The organism is Scytonema hofmannii PCC 7110 (genome assembly GCF_000346485.2).
Taxonomy (GTDB): Bacteria; Cyanobacteriota; Cyanobacteriia; order Cyanobacteriales; family Nostocaceae; genus Scytonema; species Scytonema hofmannii.
In genome coordinates this window covers 7,604,310-7,622,512 of sequence record NZ_KQ976354.1, presented here as the reverse complement: position 1 = coordinate 7,622,512, position 18,203 = coordinate 7,604,310, and the positions used below count along the sequence as shown (strand labels likewise).

The window sequence follows — 18,203 nt, the reverse complement described above, 5'->3', positions numbered from 1 at the left end:
GAGCCCAGAGAAAAAAGATGAGGAATTGCCACCTGAATTTCAATTTTATGAGTCACTTTGACAGGGCTGAGTAAGCATTATTGCCTACCATTATGCTTCAACCCTTAAATCGATACTGCATTCGAGATGGAAGTCGTAGTTTTTCAGATTTGTTTGGATTGTCAAACACGTAATACTCTCCTTGACGAATGCTGATATTTTGAATCAGACTCACAGGAGGCATATTAACGACATCGTAGCTTACGACTTGATGAGTAAACATCACATCCAAAGGATTAAGTGGGTAAGCGAAAGAGAAGTCACCAGTTTTTAATTCAAATTTCGTAACTTCTTGATTCTGTACCTCTGCTTTACTCATCCATTTACCCAAGCGAATCCATTTTGGTAATTCGAGTTGCTTTTGAGAAATCACAAAAAACTCAAATTGGCTTTCTGGCGCAATCTCTTTTGCTCTGCCAAAACTAGGAATATTTTTCTGGGTTTTCTCCATCTCAACATGGTAGTTATTGTTAGCATACTTCCAAGTGTTAAGAGTTGTAGAATGGTGAATTGAATGTGCGGGAGTTACATAAATACCCTGTTGATTCAGTGGTGTTAAATGCTCCTCATATTTGGGAACTTGTTCGGGACAGAAATAACGATATGAGTGTTCTTCAGAAACAGTGGTCGAATAAACCTCACTATCTACTAACCCCATTGCGTAACAAAGAGCATAGTTATGAATGACTGCTTCTGTTTCGTAGAGTCTTCCTATCTCGCGAGTTGCGTAATACAGGCTGTCATGTAATTCTAAACGACAGCAGTAAATAAAGGTCATAGTGGTTACTTAGCGGGTACTTTGTCTTTACCTTTTATATGTTTATGGGCATAAGCTTTCGCTTCATCATCTGCTTTTTTGAGCATCTTTTTCAGCGATTCTTCATTAGTAGTGATAGCTTTAACTTCATTAAGCAAAGATTTAAATGTTTCACCGATAAAGTCTTCATGCACGAGAAATTCATCTTGCATCAAGCTAGCAATAGTATGAGCAGCTGCTTCAGTAACATCGTCTTCATTTAATGGTTCTGTAGAAGCTAAGGTTACATTTTTCTTCATGTAATCATAAATTGCTTGAGTCCAGCGTAAATTGCTAACAATCTCTCCGTCAGCAAATATGATACCTATCAATTCATTGCGAACTCTTCCTGTACGTGTAGTCTGTGCGCCATAGTGGCGAGTACGTAAGATGTTATTAAACACATACAAAAAACTAGCTTCTGTGGGATCTTTTAATGTAACAATGCTGGGAAAGAATATTTGAGGTTTAATGTGGTCTTGCTGATTAATTCGGCTAGTCACTTCACCGGGTTTGGAACCATTTTCACCCTTAGATGCCATTGTACCATTTTCAAAGGGAGCATTAAGAGTAAATGTTTCATGAGATTCAGCAAAGTCAGTGATGGAAAATGCTGTATCTACCACGACCTTTGATTTTTCTGAACCTGAATCACCGATAGCAAAACCATAGATAATACAGTCAGGATTATCCATTGCAAATTTAACGTTATACTCGCACTCTTCAGCAGTCATTCGACCATAATTACGGAGTAATTCTCGACCAACTAAACGCTCTGGAGTTGACTGTTTGCGTTTAAACATCGTCAAGCGACTGATAGTGGTTTTATCATCCATACCTGCTCGGACTCGTGATTTATTCAGTTCGCCATCGGTTTGAAATAATGGATAGGATTCAGTAACGCGTATTGTCAGAAAATGAACGTATTTGCCCATTGGTTTATAGGGAATGTCAGTATGAAAATGTTTAGTATCAACGGTTTTTAGAAAATTCATGATATTTCTCCAAGAGTTTTGAGCTAGTTACAGTTAATATTGCAATTTGGGGAGTATAAAGCTGGTTAGAAGTTTGGATACGCAAAATACTCGTATCGCCTAAAGTTATTCATTGGCATCTGAATCATCTACATCCTCATCTAAATCATCAGTTACATCTTCTCCTTTTGCAGGACGTTCTTCATAATTCGATAAACGGTAAAGGTACTCGCAAGTGTTACGAATGTAATTCATTTGACGACCTTGTAGACGAGCGCGATCGCCTACAAAAGATTCGTTAAAAACCTTAACAACAAAATATTCAGCGAAATCTCGAATAGCGTGTAATTCCTCCTCTTTTTTACTAATCATCCAGCGTCCTTCTGCTCTAGAAGCGTGAACTCGCTTCATTAACTGGAAGACTTCTGCTGTTACCAAATCAATCAAAGCATCATCGGAAAAACTAGTATCAGCTTTGAGAATGACATCAGCAGCCACATCAATAGGTTTAAGAATGGCATTGGCTGGAATTGGTTGTCGCCCAGTTTTTTTTGCATGTCTGTAAAATTTTCGGAACCGTTCTGTTAATTCTCTGGGGTGATTTAATGAAGATGCTTGTGTCACTGTCCATTTCTCCAATTGAAAATCATATTTTGCATGAGGATCGAAACACGGGTAAAAGTAATAAGCATAAAGCTTGATTTTATTAATACTAGGCGTTTCCACACCCTGTCTTCGCGTCCAGCTTTTGAGGTAGCTAAAGACATTGAGCGGACTTGTCTCTAAATCTCTTGCTAATTCAGAAAACTTACCCCAGTTAGAATCATATTTCCCTTTATTTTGTTTGGCATTAACATCAAGATGTATTGCATAGGCAGCAGTTAATACATTAAGTGGTGCAGAATATTGTTTGTTATTTTCTTCCCAACCCTCAAGAATGTAGTCAAGACGGAATTTATCTCGTCCCACCAATACCCGAAACGCTGCTGGCGCACTATCCAAAAAAACAGTTTCTTCAAATTCAGCGCCATCATTAAATGGTGGAATGGGTGACTCAGATACGACAGTCTTTACATCAAGAATCATTGGAAAGGCAAAGGCTAACCAACTTGGCATAACCCAGGATTCGGTGTCAGTCGGATCGAGTCCTGGTGGTAGTGCTATGAAATAAAATGTCAACGGTTGGTCTTCGGGATAAGACAGTTTGAATGTACGATCTTGCTTGTGTTCTGGATGGTTATCTGGTAAATCTTTTTTGCGCTGTAAGTCCTCATCAATCAGGAACGTATCAACACTTTGATAGCGTTGTCGCCCAAAATCCGCTTGCAAATCATCATTGATGAAGTGATTGCGGATGCTGGCATTAAAGCGAGTTTGAGCAATGTTGGTATAAGCCCACTGAAGAAACTTGTTCGTCTCTGGCGTGCAGTAATAAGTTGGATAAAAGTAAAGATAACGGTATTTACCATCCTCGAACCGTTTACCTACCGCCTGAGTTTGATTCATCAGGATTTGACGAAGCATCATTTCTATACCTGCAATACTGGAAATGTTGCGTTTTGCATTGGAACCACCTAGCATTTGCTTATTTGTATAAACTTGAGGAGTAAACAGCACAGCAGATTCCATTTGTTCTGTGACTGTGTAGGCAGAATGGGAAACAGAGCAAATTAACTGCCTTCCACGCCCAGATTTCTTCGCAAGTTGATAGCGTTCCAACTCATCCAGAAAGACTTTTGTAGAATCAACATCTTGGTGCTTATCCTTTCCAGGGAGAATGACAACGTGCTGTACCCACAAGCGCAAATCATCCCACCCATCCGGTAACTGGTATTGCGCTACAATTGGCGAGATTAACTTTGCTAGATGGTTAATAACACCTTCACAAACTTCCTCTACATTTTCAATTCCTGGGTGACGCTCTAAGTACTTTGCTGCTAGATAATACCACTCATAAGGCACACCGCCAGTATTGCCCTTAAGTTTCAGTTCCTTTAGCTTGTCATTAATGCTTTGTATTTCTCGAATTTGGGGTAAAGATTTCTCTAAATTCCAGAGTTTTGCCACCTCTCCTACTAAATCTAAATCGGGAAAGGGTGGTAATTCCTTCTTGCTTTTCTTGCCCTCCTTTCGGGATTCTTCAATCTTATTAACCTTCTCTCCCCAAATTTTACGAGTGATGACATCACCAAACTCAGCAATTTGATCGATCCGAATATCGTCGGAAAATTTAAAATTATAATCAGCCGAGAGAACACCTTGCTGTTGAAATTTGACTAAATTATCACTACGGCTTTTAGCAACTGAATTTTTACCAGTCTTCAGAATGCGTAAAGTTGCTTTTAGTGCAACGCGCATCAATCCTATATCATCAAAGAATTTATCATAATACTCGGCATATTTCATGCCTTTCCCGTCTCTACCAAAACCAGTTTGACGTTTGATGAGTTGCCCACCACAAAATTCTTTAATCTTGTTAACAACTCTATTTGGTAAGTCTTCAGTCGATATTAAAGGTGAATTACAGAGTGTTAAGTAAACGACACCTGTTGGTAAATACAACAATGGCTTGTAATATTCATATTCTCCTGTATTTAAACTTGTATGAGCCTCCATCAGAGCATTATTCACTACATTAGTTAGAACACCCCTGTTCTCAGAAACCCTGTGATAACTTAATTTCAATTGTCCATCGCTGAGGCTGTGAAGAATGCCATTTAAAGTACGATGTTCGGCATCTTGAGGATGTTTTATAACCGAGGCAAGTAAATCAGCTATACAAGTTAAGTCAGCAAGACAGACAAGGACATAATCATTAAGTATCGGTTGCAGACCATGTTCGGAAAGATTTAAATTCGTGTCACTTCTACGCTGGGCATTGTACGCAATGAATAGCAAGTCATCACGGTATTGTTGCCATGCTTCTGGTTCATCGGGGCTGATAAACTTGTCAAGATTTAATTCCCGAACAATTACATCTATAATGTCACGGTGTGCTGCGAGAGGCAATTCACGGATTTTTTGTTCTTTATCTAACGATATTGCTCTGTACACCTCTGGCATTGTTGGGAAAAATCGATAATCAAATTTTTCAAAATCATGTAGGATAAATCCAGCAATCAATAACCGCCTTTCTTTCTCTCTAATGACTCGTCTAGCTGTTGTGTCTAGTTTTTTAAGACGACGTTCAATTAAATTAGCTGGTAGCAACCCATTAAGTAAGTGTGTATTTAAAGACTGATCACTTGCATTATCTCGTCTAACATTTTCTTTACCTTTCTTTTTGTCGAGATAATCAAAAAATTTACCACCCTTTGCCGTTACTCCAATAGCTACCTGTAGTAACTTTGGTAATACGTACTGGCTAAAGTCCTGCATGATTAAGTCATCAGGGTTTTCCGTTGCGATCGCTCTTTGCAGTAACTTGAGAGTGAGGAGTTCAGATGCCTGAGTTTCAACTTTGCGATCAGACGTTATTTCAAAGTCTGAATCATCTCCAGACATCCAATCATCGCCTGAGTCATTCAACTCTGTGGCGTTAATATCATCATTAGTTTCAAAGAGTGAGAGTTGTTGCGCTGGTTCTTCTGATTTTTTGCTTTTATTCGGCATATTTTACTAATGAAATTACTTGATAACAAGGTTCTTAACTAGCAAGATTTTCTAGTATGTAGAGACGCAAAAGTTTGCGTCCCTACATTTACTGTTATAAGAAGAGAATTGTAACCAAGAAGAAGAAAGCTTTAGTAAAGCTACTTTAGGAGTGGTTCTTGCTTGGGTCTGTATACAGCCCTTAATAGTGACTTAACCAGCCATAAGCTATATAAATAGTTTCTGGGGGTTGAGACGACTTACGCCTGACCTTAGTCCCGTAAGCTACTAGTGAGCTTCTGTCCTAAATGGAGAAGGAGAAAATTTACCCTCCCAAGAACTACAAAATGCTTGATGCTACAACTAACCGATATTCAAACTGGTTGTGAGCAACTTTCCGCAACTCGATTGAGTAACCTTTCTTGCGAGCTTCGTACACTGTATGTCCAAAACGCCAGCTAACTTTAGTGGCTAGTTCATCGCTAGAGTGCCAGCGACCATCTCTGAGGATAGAGAGTAATCGCTTGAGATTTGACAATCTACTCATCAGCTTTTTCATCTCCTTTACTTTGATAAACGGCTCTGTTAGCCCAAAGACTTTTATAATCTGGGCTTCAGCAATTTACTTATTGCCAAATTATTGTTTGCGATAGCACTTGTCAAGAGTTATTGAAAGCTCAGAGATATTCAACAGTTATTAGCGTTGAATATGTCAGCGCTTTCTGGTAATTTAATAGTTGGACGCTGTAGGGTAAGTAACGAATCCCTATTAGGGATTGAAACGAATATGTCTGTGCTTAATCCCGAAAGCTTCTTCATCAACTTATATTGACTCCCTATTAGGGATTGAAACTCTAAATTACCCATATCTCATTCCCCTTGCTCTTGAGCCAGTTTGCTTGCGTATCCACTAGCAGTGCAGATTGTCCAAATGCTATGGAATATGGTGGCATTGCATCATGAATGCTTGATTGGTCGCTAATTGGGTAAATCTGGAAATGCATCGGTAGCTGTAGCCGACACCGTACTTCATCTAAACGCAAAGGCACCACATAAGAAACCAAAGCTTGTTTCTTCAGTTGCTTGTTAATCTCACTAATCCAGTAGTTCCCTGGCTGCCAAACTTGAATACCTAATAAAATTTGGACTTTCCAAGCATTGGCAATTGGTTCAAGGTTTCCAAAATAGGTAAATTTCCAATCCAGTCTTTCTTCGCGATATCCAAGCAACTTCATAAATCCCAGACAGTATTCAAATCTGCTCTTAGGGATGGGGGTCTTGGTGCGTTCTGCGATCGCATAGCGCAGCCGTTCAAATTCTGTCCCCTTCATTGGTTCAATTTCTAAATTGCTAAGAATCCCAGGTAAATCATAAGTTTTGAACTTATCCACCTCATTTGTTTCCGTAGTGTCATATATCCCACATAGCAATGGACTTGTACCCCGAAAACTAGTTGCTTCATCTAAAATTGGGTTTCCCTTACCTTTTGCGGCTGTTAGTTGCTGCCATTCACTTTCCCACTCTTTGCTACGAACAAATACAGCCTTGAGGTTTATCTTTCTCTTGTCAGTACTAAAAACTAGTTCACAATCTTTCTTGAATGCTTCTTGGCTATCTTTATACTGCTGCTTAACATTAGGATGCCCTAGTTGTCGGACAAGCCGCATCGACTGTACTGCGCCCCATTTAAAGTAATAGCCTTCAAAATTATTGATTTTGCGGTAGTTTGCCCGAATTTCCTCGTGGAAAAATGGACGTTCGTAAACCTCTTCTGACTTCAACGATGGAGAATCCCCCCTAAAAAGCTTATCAATTAAAAAATTGGGTGCTAATGCGTAGGCAGTAAAGTCGTTAAAAGTTATATACTTACCATTGCGTTCATACCCATCATGGCGTCCTAATCTACCTAAACGTTGGATAAAACTACCAGCATCTGCTGACTCAAAAAATAGAGTATTGATTTTGAAGTCTACACCAACATCAATGGTGCTAGTCCCCAAAACTAAATCAGCTTCAAGCGATTCTTCCTTTGTTCTCTTTCCTGACAAACCAGTGTTTTCACTAACTTTAAACCCATGCGGTTTGAGAAAATTATCAAAAAAATTAGTTAAACGCTTGACTGCAGCAATTGAGTTGAGAATAATTGCTACTTTGCCGCCACTTTGCAAATGAGACAAAATCAATTCACTATTATCTTTTAGCCAAGTTTCAGACGCTTTTGAGGTAGGTTCTAGCAGGACAAAATGTAAGGCAATTTGCCGTGAGACTTGACGCCAACCTTGAGATTTTAACTGCTGGCACTCAGCTACAGTATTAGGAAATTTATACTTGTTTTCTTTTAATGGCTCGATTTCATGACAGCAAAAGCCTGCTATTTTAAGCCTATCAACTAATTGCGGATTTGGTGTTGCAGAAAGAAACAAAAACTTTTTGCGCCGATTGGTATGACGAATCAACAGCATAGTATTGATTACACTAGCAATTTGCGGTGCTTGGAAAACGTGAAACTCATCAAACAAAATTACATTGAATCGCTTATCAATCCTTCCCCACAACTTATCTGGGCTATCGTTGAAAAGTAAATATGCTCCTCGATGCAAGTAGTGAAAAATATCAGGATTTGACAATAAAATTTCGGTTTGTCCAACCCGTGTTTCTAAGGCTGCACCTTTTTTTAAGTTTTCTTGTTCCGCATAAATTTCTAATTCTTGCCCACTCAAGCGATGAACACGCGGTTCGTGTTCAGGCTCAAATAGCTTAATGTATCCCCCAATTTGCATTTCTTGATCTCTTGCAAGTTCGTTTGTTGGATATAATCCTAGAATTGTGAAGTATTCCAGCAAACTTTCCAAATAACTGCCTAAGCTTTTCCCATCGCCTGTAATAGCGTAGTTGAAAATAACTTCAATATTGGGATCGCGTATTGCCTTCAAAGTTTCTGCTTGATGCCAAGAAAGCACCAAGTCCTTTGGAAGTTTCACACCCTTTGGAATATCTGATGCAGATGCAGGGCATGAATAAACAGGTTTAAGAGTAATTTTGTCTTCGGACATACACTAAAATAGTGTCCGTAACTTGTTGTTGAAATCTATCTTGGCACTCAAAATAGTGATTGACAAGAGATACATGGATAAAAGTGTCCGTATAAATTCATGAGCCGAAAAGGTTTTTCGATTACCCTGTCGTTGAAAGAACAGGACAAAGCCGAACTAGAAAAGCTTGCCAGTGAACTTGGTATGATGTGGGGCGATCGCCCAAACATTTCCAAGCTAGTGGAAGCGATCGCCAGACGCCGACTGCTGATTACTCCTAATAACAATTGGTCACAAGAGCGCATAACAGCGTTAAAGCAAGCTATGTATGCCTTAACAGATGTTGGCAAAGTAGAGGAAGCTTTGCTCATTGCCAATCTGTTGTTAGAACGCAGCGAGCTATCATTGCCGCTACGAGCAGAAATAGAACGCTTTGTAGGGAATCCCCCTCCACCCTGGCGAATAGAACTTAACCAATATATCTATCGCCAGCAACCATTTCAACTTTCTTACCAAGATGCAACAGGGCGGTTGTGGAACTTTACTGTTCGCCACGCCAAAATAGTTCCTCATGAAGAACGGCAATATCTTGATTGCTGGTGTGAAGAAACAGAAGGAAATCTAGATGTCGAGGAACTTCATCACAATTGGAGTTTGCGTCTAGACAGAATTCCAGAAGCAGGTGTGAACCCAATTTCTGGTAAATGGCGGTCTAATTTAGATGAACTGCCAGTAGAAATGCATATACATGGACGCTTGGCTTTTTCTTATAAAACCAAAAATGAGGATGTTGAGAGCGAATTATTAGAAACTTCTCCACCAGTCCGCCGAGTCGTCAGACGCATCTCTAGTACCTACTGGTTTACGCGTGAAGTTTTGCGAGATGTACCAGATGTATTAATTATCTCGCCAGAAAATGTACATCTGCTGACCAAAGAAAAACTCAAAGTGTTTTGCCAGCGTTACAATCTGAAAATTTCTTCTTAAAACTTCGTTGGAACTGGATTTAATACCAATCCTCTATAAAGATACTCGTAACTTAGCCCGCGCAGGCGGGCTTCGTTTGTATAGCCCTAGGCTTCTAGCCTGAGGGAATATTAAGCATAAATTTACAAAGTATTTAGTATGAGGGTATAAATTTTACTCCTCACCTATACCCTCTTGTCCAGCCTGAACTTCTGGACTCAAAGGAATTTCAACAAAAACATCCCTTGACATTTCTGCACCATAGGCAAGACAAGCAAGCACGTCTTCTCGCTCAATACTTGGGTATCCTTCTAAAACTTCTTCAATAGTTTCGCCACCAGCTAAAATATCGAGAATAAGATAAACTGGGATGCGATGTCCGCAAATACGAGGTTTGCCAAAACAAATATTCGGGTCAATGGAAATTCTGGAGAGCAAATTATCTCTAGTCACAGGGTTCCCCATCCTTCTGCCTCTAGTGAATCAAGATAAGCTGTAACTTGCTGTACGTATAACCGATATTGTTCCAAAGCCTTTGGAATAACCGAAAATACTATTCTGCTGTTTATATCTTCATACAGATAAACTAAAATATTCCGCATTCCAACAGATTGTGCCAGTTCATCTGCTAAATTTTGAGTTATGATGCCTTTCTGTCCAGCTTCACTAAAAGAATCAAAGTTTGTAGTTGGATTAATTTCATATAACTGTAGTAACAGATATTTATTAATATCTGTTGCTGCTTCCACCATGAGTTGTATGAGTCTTTCAACAATTAATTGCCGATCAAAATCACCCAAATACTCATCAAGACTAATCGATTTAAACTTTTCCAAACTGTCGCAATATTTTACAATCAACCGAATTCTAACTAAAACGATTTCCCAGTCAATGTTTCTCATAGTCCCCACTTTTTCAATGCCATTTCGATAAGCTGGCGTTGCTCTTGGCGAAATTTCTTCATTTCTGACTCTGGTCTTAATGAAGTGCTCCGAAAATATTCATATCCTCCTGGATCTTTCTCATAAAGAAGAATACCATCACGAGCAACAAAATGGGCTACTAACCAGGAAGAATTATTCAGTTCTACTACATCAATTTTTTCGGGATCTATTCCAAACGATTTCCCAAGAATGAGAGGAACTTCAAACCACCCCCAATCATTATCCTTTATATGTGACTTTCGGTCTTCTTCATTGAAAAGTACGGCAAAATCCCAGTCACTTTGAGTATGAGTTTTGCCAGTAGCTCTAGAGCCAAACAAAACTAACATTTTGAGATAAGGAATTTTTTCAGGCAACTGTTGGGCAAGTTTTTCAATCTCTTCAATTGTTGGTGTGCTCATGGCAATTTAAAGAAGTATTAAGTAACACAAGATTAAGTTAATTGTCGTGCGTAGACTAAACAAGCCATTAAGTCTTCCCTTTCTAACCAGGGATAACCCTCTAGCAGAGTTTCAATAGTATCACCTGTAGCCAGCATCCCTAAAATATGCTCAACGGCTAGACGATGACCTCGAATAATCGGCTTAGGGACTTCCAAATAAAAAAATATACAACTTTCTCTTGTGGTGCGGGCGTCCCGCCCGCCACTAATATAGAACGGGCGAGGACGCCCGTTCCACAAGATGGATAATTTATTTCTTGGAAATCCCTTACCTCCAAATATTTTGGGATTAACTGTAATTCTTTCTAAAAGTTTTTGCTCGTCCATTGTTTATCTCTAAAGTATTTGCGTTCTGAGGTTGGAGCTTTTAAATCGTCCGTGGAAATAGTTCTAGTTTTAACTGCTTGTACTTATCTCTGGACTATTTGTGGCGATCGCATCAAGACTATTTTGCCAATAAACGAACAATGATGGAGAAATGGATCGGATTTTCTACAAGTGTATTTACAATATCTTTATTAATTCGGTAAGTATTGCGGTATGAGGAAGATTGCGAATTCAAGTCACTAGGAAGTCATGTTACTAGAAAGTGTGTGCGAGCGCAAGTCCGAGAAAACCTCAAAATACTTTGTCAACGTTATGATTTGAAAATTAGTTCCTAAAAACTCAAGCAACTGAGGCAGCAAATAAGCGTTTATAAGACGGAATCTTACATAAGCCGAAAAGCAATACTGACTGTTTTGCATAACAGTTATGGCTTTCTTGTGGGATGGGCGTCTCGCCTGTCCTTCTTTTTCTATAAACTTAAACTTAAGAAGAGGAAAAAATGACCTTCACTACAATTTCTTGGAAATCTATTCGCAGTGAAGTCTTGGCAGATCCAAAAGTAAAAGCTGAGTATGATGCACTGGAAACTGAATTTAACCTTGCAAGACAAGTTATTAGTTCTAGTAGAAAGGCAAAAAAATTCTCAAAGTAGTTCTGTTTAGTTGATTCCATCAATTTTCATTCAATTCCCTCCAATAACTTGGCAACCTGCTCTGGTGCTGGAAGCTGATGTTGAAGTTCTTGAGGTACAGTAGAAACTATCTGATAACTTGCCACACCAATTGGTTTATTTGATTCTTTTAGTGCATACTCAACAATCGTTTTATTTTTAGATTTGCAAAGAATAATGCCAATTGAAGGGTTTTCATCAGGTAGCTTTACCTTGTCATCCAAAGCAGCTAAATAAAACTGCATCTTACCAACATACTCAGGCAAAAACTTACCAATCTTTAGTTCTACTGCTACCAAACATTTCAAATTACGGTGATATAGAACAATATCTATAAAGTACTCCTCATCATCAATTTCTAAACGATATTGACTACCAATAAAGGCAAACATACCTCCCATTTCTTGTAAGAATGGTTGCACTCTTGTCAGAATTGCCCTTTCTAGCTCCCGCTCACTATATTCATCACCTAATTCTAAAAAGTCAAACGTATATTCATCTTTAACTGCTAATTTTGCGCGATCGCGTATTTCCTCTGGTACGGCTTTATCAAAATTAGTTTGGTTAAGTAGGGTTTTCTCATAAGTTTTATTCTCAATTTGGTGGCTCAAAACGTTCTTTGTCCAACCAAACTTACGAGTCATTCTAATGTAAAACTCTCGTTCCAAATCATCCTTACACTTTTCAAGAATGACAAGATTATGAGTCCAACCAATTTCTGCAACCATTGGTTGCAGTTTTTCGTTCTGACTGTAAGTAACATAAAAACTCCGCATATTCCAAATATTACGGGTAGAAAATCCACTAATTCCAGGAAACTCTGCCTGCAAATCCCTTGCTAACTGTTCTACCACTGATTTTCCCCAACTAGCTTCCTGCTGACGGGTTACTATCATCTTGCCAATATCCCAGTAGAGGGCAATGAGTTCTTTGTTTACAGCTTTCAGTGCTTCATATTGAGCAGAACGAATGCGTTGTTTTACTTCAATTAGCAGGTTTTTATAATCATCCGGAATTGGCTTGCTCATGTTTGCTAATAATTTTATTTCTAAGTTTAATTAAAATTATCTCTCAATCAATGTCACTCATAACCCAATACGGTCTAGTTTAGAAGAATTCTAGGTTGGTTTGAATAAAAATATCAAGCGATTAGAAATCGCGACTATACAAGCAAAACCCACCTGCGTGGGTTGTTTCAAAACCTTAATTTCTTGTTAGTCCGCGCAGGCGGACTTTGTTTGTGTAGTAGCGAATTATATTCGCCCACAACTTTTAAAACATCCTCTTAATAAAATCTTAGCTTGGCTAATTTTCTGCTGGATTATTGTTGCTGGGATTGCCATTACCTGGGTTACTGTTACCGGGATTACCAACTGGATTGTCGTTACCGGGATTGCCATTACTTGGGTTACCGTTACCGGGATTGCCATTACCGGGATTACCAACTGGATTGTCGTTACCAGGATTGCCATTACCAGGATTGCCAATTGGATTGTTGTTACCGGGATTACCGTTACCGGGGTTACCGTTACCGGGATTGCCATTACTTGGGTTACCGTTACCGGGATTGCCATTACCGGGATTGCCATTACCAGGATTGCCATTACCTGGGTTACCGTTACCGGGATTGCCAACTGGATTATTGTTGCCTGGATTGCCATTACCCGGATTATTATTACCTGGGTTGCCGTTACCAAAATTCTTATCAGGCTGAGTACCAGATTTAGAACCGCTATCTTGATCAGTATTTGACAAAACTTGTCCTGTGTCTAACAGGTTCTCTACAGGAGAATGGTCTCTCATCACATTGTTGTGAATGCGATCGCTGTTGTGATGAGTCGAGGTATCACCAGAAGAAGTTATTGTCCCGAAAATAGATAAGTTTTCCATCACACCCACACCCGCTAATGGCTGCTGTGTTGCGACTGCATCCGCTGTTTCAGCTTGAACGCTAGCGAGTGCTGGATCTAAATTCGGTACACCACTTTTAAGAGTTAAATCCAGCCCCCGAACCAAATTGCTCGTTTCATAAAAAGTTCTCAGGTCAAAATCATATAAACCCTGAAATCTATCTTTAACTACAACTATGAGTTGCCCAGCTGCCAGATTTTGGCTTTGAGAAGCATTCTTGTTCTGGACTTGAATACCGCTATTTGTCAATGCACCAACAATTGTCGTGTTTGTTTGTGGATCGTAGCGCACAAACAGTGCGGAACCACGAATTGCGGCAGCAGCATTTGGTGTATTTATCCGTGTTTGCCCTTGTCCTGGTCGAATCAGCAACAATGCAGTCCCGTTTGAAAGTCTCAAATTTCGCGTTTTTGGTAAGAACCGAAAAACAGCCTGTTGTCCAATTCGCGCCCTAGAACCATCATTGAAGCGCAATTCTGCCAAAGAAGCTTTACCAGTGGACAAGCCATCTCCAGGAATCATAGCATCTGATTTGCGTGCTTGACGCTTCGGCTTGTTTTGTGGTGTAAGTTGCACTAGATTCCGGAGTTCCTCAATGACAGCTAGTGTCAGGGGAGTCACAGCGCTTACCTTCTGTGGCAAGAGTAAAATAACACTTCCCCATAAACTCATCACTAGCAATAGCAAAAACTGGCGGAACATAGTTTGCAGCCTCGGGCATTTGTCATTCGTCATTTGTCATTCGTCATTTATCATTGGTCAGTGGTGAGAGTTGTAGGTAGATTTACAGTTTGTAAGTTCTGTTTATTTCCACTGACCTGTACTAGTCATTACCCAACTTAAAGAAAGCACCCTAAGTCAAATTATCTTTTAGTTGCTCACAAGAAAACTTCAGCGCAATTACGGTTTTTTGATGAAGAAAGGTTGAAGACAAAGGGCAAAAGGCACAGGGTAAGTAGATAAAATAGGATATCAAGCTACATTTAGGTACCGGCTTTGGAAACTACAACTTGTCCTCGTTGCCATCAACCTGTTAACTCCCAAGCTGTAACTTGTCCCCATTGTCGCATCGAGTTAAAAGCTTACGGACATCCAGGTATTCCCCTGCATCGCGCCACGGGTGAAAAATATCTCTGCGACACTTGTACTTACCATGTTGATGAGAGCTGTACTTATCCTCAGCGTCCTCACGCTAAAGAGTGCATCCTCTACCAAAATATAGATGAAAGGCAATTAGAGTTGCAGCAACAGAACCAATCTAGCAGCTTTGGTGTCACTGTTCAAAATTGGGTGAGACGCAATCAAGCTTTGCTACTGTTGCTGGCTTTATTATTCATTTGTTTTCTTATTGTATTCTTTTCTTCTTGAACTGGTCATTTGTCATTAATTATTGGTCACTGGTCACTGGTCACTGGTCACTGGTCACTGGTCACTGGTCACTGGTCACTGATTACTAAATTTTTTCTTCTTTTCTTCCTCCGGTTAAAAATTCAGCAAATATACAGTGTGATATATTAGTTGTTTAATTTTATCCTGGGTATTTAAGAGCCAACCAGAGTGCAGCATTACAATCAAATAGCCAACTCAGCAACGACTTAATTCGTTGAAGTCAACCATGGATAAAACTCTCTCCGAAGTAAATTGATTCGTCAACTACGCATTCTCGCGTTAGACGAGTTAGTTGTATCGAAGAACGCTTACGAATGCCGTTTATATGCATGTAATAAAGCAGACTGAAGTAGCTTTTCAAGGCAATCGCACCAATGGATGTCAAAACTTCTTCAAGCAGTATTCTTCACCCCAAGAAAAGACGTGGGAAGATAAGGAAGACCAATGCCAAAAGATGAGAGGGAAAAAATACGCCACCTTTTGATTGTTAATGACCTGAAAGGACAGCGCACTATCCCCCTAAAGGAGACAACTTATTCTCTTGGGCGGGATTTAAGAAACGCTATTGTTCTTCGTTCTCGTTCAGTTTCCAGACAACACGCTATACTCTTGCGGGTCACTGTTCCACAAACTGACCAGTGTTGCTTTCGGATTATTGATGGCAGTTTTAAGGGGAAGAGGAGTACAAACGGTTTGTTTGTGAATGGCACAAAATGTTTTTCGCACGATCTCCAAAATGGCGATGTCATTGAGTTTGGTAGCAATCAAGCTCAAGCTAAGTACTACGCTATTTCTAACTTATCTGAAGAAGCATTCTCTGAGTACTGTGGGGAAAAAGACATATATAAACTCATATCAGAGCAAGCAAGTTCTGCAAATCCTTTTGAAACTATAATTGGTTCTTCTAATAACATCCTTGAAGAAGCAACTGAGGTAGCTTTGGCTCGTTTGGCATCTTTTCCAGAATTGATCCCCAATCCAATTATTGAGACAGATTTGCAAGGTAAGGTAACTTATCTCAATCCGGCTGCGGCTTCTAAATTTCCCAATCTCAGACAATTTGAAAACAATCATCCGCTAGCAGCAGGGCTTTCTGCTCTGGTTCAAAACTGGAAGGGAGGCTCTTTTATTCGTGAGATAGAAGTTAACGGAGAAGTTTTTGAACAATCCATTCACTATTTACCGGAAAGCGATTTAATTAGAACATTCATTATTAGAGATATTACTGCACAAAAACAAGTAGAAGCAGAATTGCTCCAGCGCGATCGCTTACTGCAAGCCGTTGCAGAAGCTGCTAATTATTTACTAGCAGAATTGAACTACGAAATAGCCATTGACAAAGCTATAGCCACATTAGGTGAAGCTGCTAAGGTAGACCGCATTTTCTTGTTTGAGAACCATTGCCATCCTCAAAATGGAGAAAGGGTTGTGAGTTTGCAGTTTGAATGGACACATTCCAACATGAAATCTTTCCGTTCTCAATCACAAAATCTACCTTACGATAGTTGCGGTCTATCTCGTTGGTATGAAATTCTTTCTAGCGGACAGTCTATTCATGGATTGACAAGAGAATTTCCCGCTACCGAACAAGAACTCCTCGTTCAATGTGGCATTCAATCTTTGCTTTTAGTACCCCTGCGGCTAGAAGACAAATTTTGGGGTTATCTTGGATTAGCAGACTGTTGCAGCGATCGTCATTGGTCAAAGCATGAAGAATCTGCTCTCTTAACTATGGCAGCCAGTATCAGCGCGGCAAAACTCCGCCAACAGGTAGAAGAAAAAATTCGCTACCAGGCGCTCCACGATATGTTAACTGGTTTGCCAAATCGCTTGCTATTTGACGAGATACTTTCCAAAACTCTACCCAATGCATCTCGGATTGGGGAAAGTTTAGCTGTGATGTTCCTTGATTTAGATCGGTTCAAAACCATCAATGATTCTCTTGGACACACACTAGGAGATCAACTTTTAATCAATGTTGCTCAAAGACTCAGAGACTCCTTAAGAGCAGGAGACACAGTTGCCCGTTGGGGCGGAGACGAATTTATCATTTTACTACCCCGAATTATATCTATTGACGAAGTTGTACAAGTCGCCCAAAGAATTCTACAAGCTCTAGAGAACCCTTTTTATCTTGATAGTAACGAACTGTACATCAGTAGCAGTGTTGGTATTGCCATGCTAAATGAAGAAAGCCCCGATGCCGAAACCTTGATCAAACACGCAGATGCAGCCTTATACAAAGCAAAAGAACTCGGAAGAAACAATCACCAATTTTATGCTGCTTCTTTGGGTGCTAAAGCGCCCAATATTCTTACTTTAGAGAAAAGCTTGCGTCATGCCTTAGAACGGAAAGAATTAGTCGTGTATTACCAGCCACGAGTTAATATTCTAACACGAAAGATTACGGGAATGGAAGCTTTGATACGGTGGCAGCACCCAGAAATGGGATTAGTAGCTCCTAATGCTTTCATTCCCCTAGCAGAAGAAAGTGGATTAATTATTCCCATTGGAGAATGGGTTTTGCGGACTGCATGCCAGCAGAACAAAATTTGGCAAGAGGCGGGCTTCCCTCCCATCACTATGGCAGTGAATCTCTCCCTTAAACAATTCCGTCAGCTTCAATTAGTAGAAACAGTAGCAATGATTTTAAAACAGACGGAACTAGAGGCGCAATTTTTAGAGTTAGAGATTACCGAATCCACAGCCATTGAAGATATTGATTTCACCAGAAATGTGCTACAGAAACTAGAGCAAATGGGAGTTCACCTTTCCATAGATGATTTTGGTACGGGTCATTCCTCCCTCTCTCGCCTGCAACTCTTACCACTTCACAACCTCAAAATTGATGGTTCTTTCATTAAAAATTTAACAACAGATGTCAAAGTCACTCATATTATTAAGGCAATAGTCACTTTAGGACGCAGTCTGGGATTGAGGTTGACTGCTGAAGGAGTGGAAAAGGAAGAGGAACTAGAGTTTTTGAAATCCGTCCACTGCGAAGATGTACAAGGCTTCTTGTTCTATCGACCCCTTTGCGCTCAAAAAGTGACAGAAATAATGATTGGGGAATGGGGAGTGGGGAATGGGGAATAGGAATTGAACTAAACCCCTACTCTCTA

General features: G+C 39.8%; 15 protein-coding genes. 4 read left to right on the top strand and 11 right to left on the bottom strand.

All coding sequences use genetic code 11. The features are described from left to right. Nucleotides 1–97: 97 nt before the first annotated feature. The 5 genes from cas5d to cas3 all read right to left on the bottom strand — a co-directional run bounded on the left by cas5d (nucleotide 98) and on the right by cas3 (nucleotide 8,453). Nucleotides 98–817 carry a type I-D CRISPR-associated protein Cas5/Csc1 gene (gene cas5d / locus WA1_RS31980; RefSeq protein WP_017740218.1) on the bottom strand — a complete coding sequence of 240 codons (720 nt, stop codon included), beginning with the start codon at nucleotides 815–817 and terminating at the stop codon, nucleotides 98–100. Between the two features lie 5 nt (nucleotides 818–822). Beyond that, entirely contained in the window at nucleotides 823–1,830 is a 1,008-nt protein-coding gene (gene cas7d, locus WA1_RS31975; RefSeq protein ID WP_017740219.1) for a type I-D CRISPR-associated protein Cas7/Csc2, read from the bottom strand. A gap of 105 nt (nucleotides 1,831–1,935) precedes the next feature. Beyond that, nucleotides 1,936–5,421, bottom strand: coding sequence for a type I-D CRISPR-associated protein Cas10d/Csc3 (gene cas10d, locus WA1_RS31970; RefSeq protein WP_017740220.1), 3,486 nt, complete (start codon nucleotides 5,419–5,421; stop codon nucleotides 1,936–1,938). Nucleotides 5,422–5,740: 319 nt separating this feature from the next. Next, on the bottom strand, nucleotides 5,741–5,947 hold the full coding sequence (locus tag WA1_RS31965) for a hypothetical protein (protein ID WP_017740221.1): 207 nt from the start codon (nucleotides 5,945–5,947) through the stop codon (nucleotides 5,741–5,743). A gap of 307 nt (nucleotides 5,948–6,254) precedes the next feature. Beyond that, nucleotides 6,255–8,453: a type I-D CRISPR-associated helicase Cas3' gene (gene cas3, locus WA1_RS31955; protein ID WP_017740222.1), complete on the bottom strand. Its 2,199-nt coding sequence runs from the start codon at nucleotides 8,451–8,453 to the stop codon at nucleotides 6,255–6,257. Between the two features lie 99 nt (nucleotides 8,454–8,552). On the opposite strand from cas3, the gene WA1_RS31950 reads away from it, so the two are divergent. Next, on the top strand, nucleotides 8,553–9,419 hold the full coding sequence (locus WA1_RS31950) for a WYL domain-containing protein (RefSeq protein ID WP_017740223.1): 867 nt from the start codon (nucleotides 8,553–8,555) through the stop codon (nucleotides 9,417–9,419). 153 nt (nucleotides 9,420–9,572) lie between these two features. Here the strand turns inward: WA1_RS31950 and WA1_RS31945 are convergent, their stop codons facing one another. From WA1_RS31945 to WA1_RS61875, 4 genes are read right to left on the bottom strand one after another with little or no spacing between them, the layout of a single operon-like run. After that, nucleotides 9,573–9,851 (bottom strand): DUF433 domain-containing protein, encoded by a 279-nt coding sequence (locus WA1_RS31945; protein ID WP_026134337.1) that lies wholly within the window; start codon nucleotides 9,849–9,851, stop codon nucleotides 9,573–9,575. After that, nucleotides 9,848–10,300, bottom strand: a complete 453-nt coding sequence (gene hepT / locus WA1_RS31940) for a type VII toxin-antitoxin system HepT family RNase toxin (RefSeq protein WP_017740225.1) — start codon at nucleotides 10,298–10,300, stop codon at nucleotides 9,848–9,850. Before hepT ends, WA1_RS31945 begins: the two co-directional genes overlap by 4 nt. Next, nucleotides 10,297–10,743, bottom strand: coding sequence for a type VII toxin-antitoxin system MntA family adenylyltransferase antitoxin (gene mntA / locus WA1_RS31935; protein ID WP_017740226.1), 447 nt, complete (start codon nucleotides 10,741–10,743; stop codon nucleotides 10,297–10,299). The genes hepT and mntA overlap by 4 nt, the downstream gene beginning before the upstream one ends. A 32-nt stretch (nucleotides 10,744–10,775) precedes the next feature. After that, nucleotides 10,776–11,111 (bottom strand): DUF433 domain-containing protein, encoded by a 336-nt coding sequence (locus WA1_RS61875; RefSeq protein ID WP_017740227.1) that lies wholly within the window; start codon nucleotides 11,109–11,111, stop codon nucleotides 10,776–10,778. 499 nt (nucleotides 11,112–11,610) lie between these two features. On the opposite strand from WA1_RS61875, the gene WA1_RS58300 reads away from it, so the two are divergent. Next, nucleotides 11,611–11,763, top strand: coding sequence for a hypothetical protein (locus tag WA1_RS58300; RefSeq protein WP_017740228.1), 153 nt, complete (start codon nucleotides 11,611–11,613; stop codon nucleotides 11,761–11,763). A gap of 26 nt (nucleotides 11,764–11,789) precedes the next feature. Here the strand turns inward: WA1_RS58300 and WA1_RS31925 are convergent, their stop codons facing one another. Together WA1_RS31925 and WA1_RS31920 are read right to left on the bottom strand one after the other, a co-directional pair. Beyond that, a complete protein-coding gene (locus WA1_RS31925) occupies nucleotides 11,790–12,809 on the bottom strand; it encodes a PDDEXK nuclease domain-containing protein (protein WP_017740229.1) in 1,020 nt (339 codons plus the stop codon). 277 nt (nucleotides 12,810–13,086) lie between these two features. Then, entirely contained in the window at nucleotides 13,087–14,427 is a 1,341-nt protein-coding gene (locus WA1_RS31920) for a FecR family protein (RefSeq protein ID WP_336389817.1), read from the bottom strand. Nucleotides 14,428–14,688: 261 nt separating this feature from the next. Here WA1_RS31920 and WA1_RS31915 point away from each other — a divergent pair, with 261 nt between their 5' ends. Both WA1_RS31915 and WA1_RS31910 read left to right on the top strand, forming a co-directional pair. Further along, a complete protein-coding gene (locus tag WA1_RS31915) occupies nucleotides 14,689–15,060 on the top strand; it encodes a zinc ribbon domain-containing protein (protein WP_017740231.1) in 372 nt (123 codons plus the stop codon). Between the two features lie 465 nt (nucleotides 15,061–15,525). Further along, entirely contained in the window at nucleotides 15,526–18,177 is a 2,652-nt protein-coding gene (locus WA1_RS31910) for an EAL domain-containing protein (protein WP_017740232.1), read from the top strand. Nucleotides 18,178–18,203: the final 26 nt, after the last annotated feature.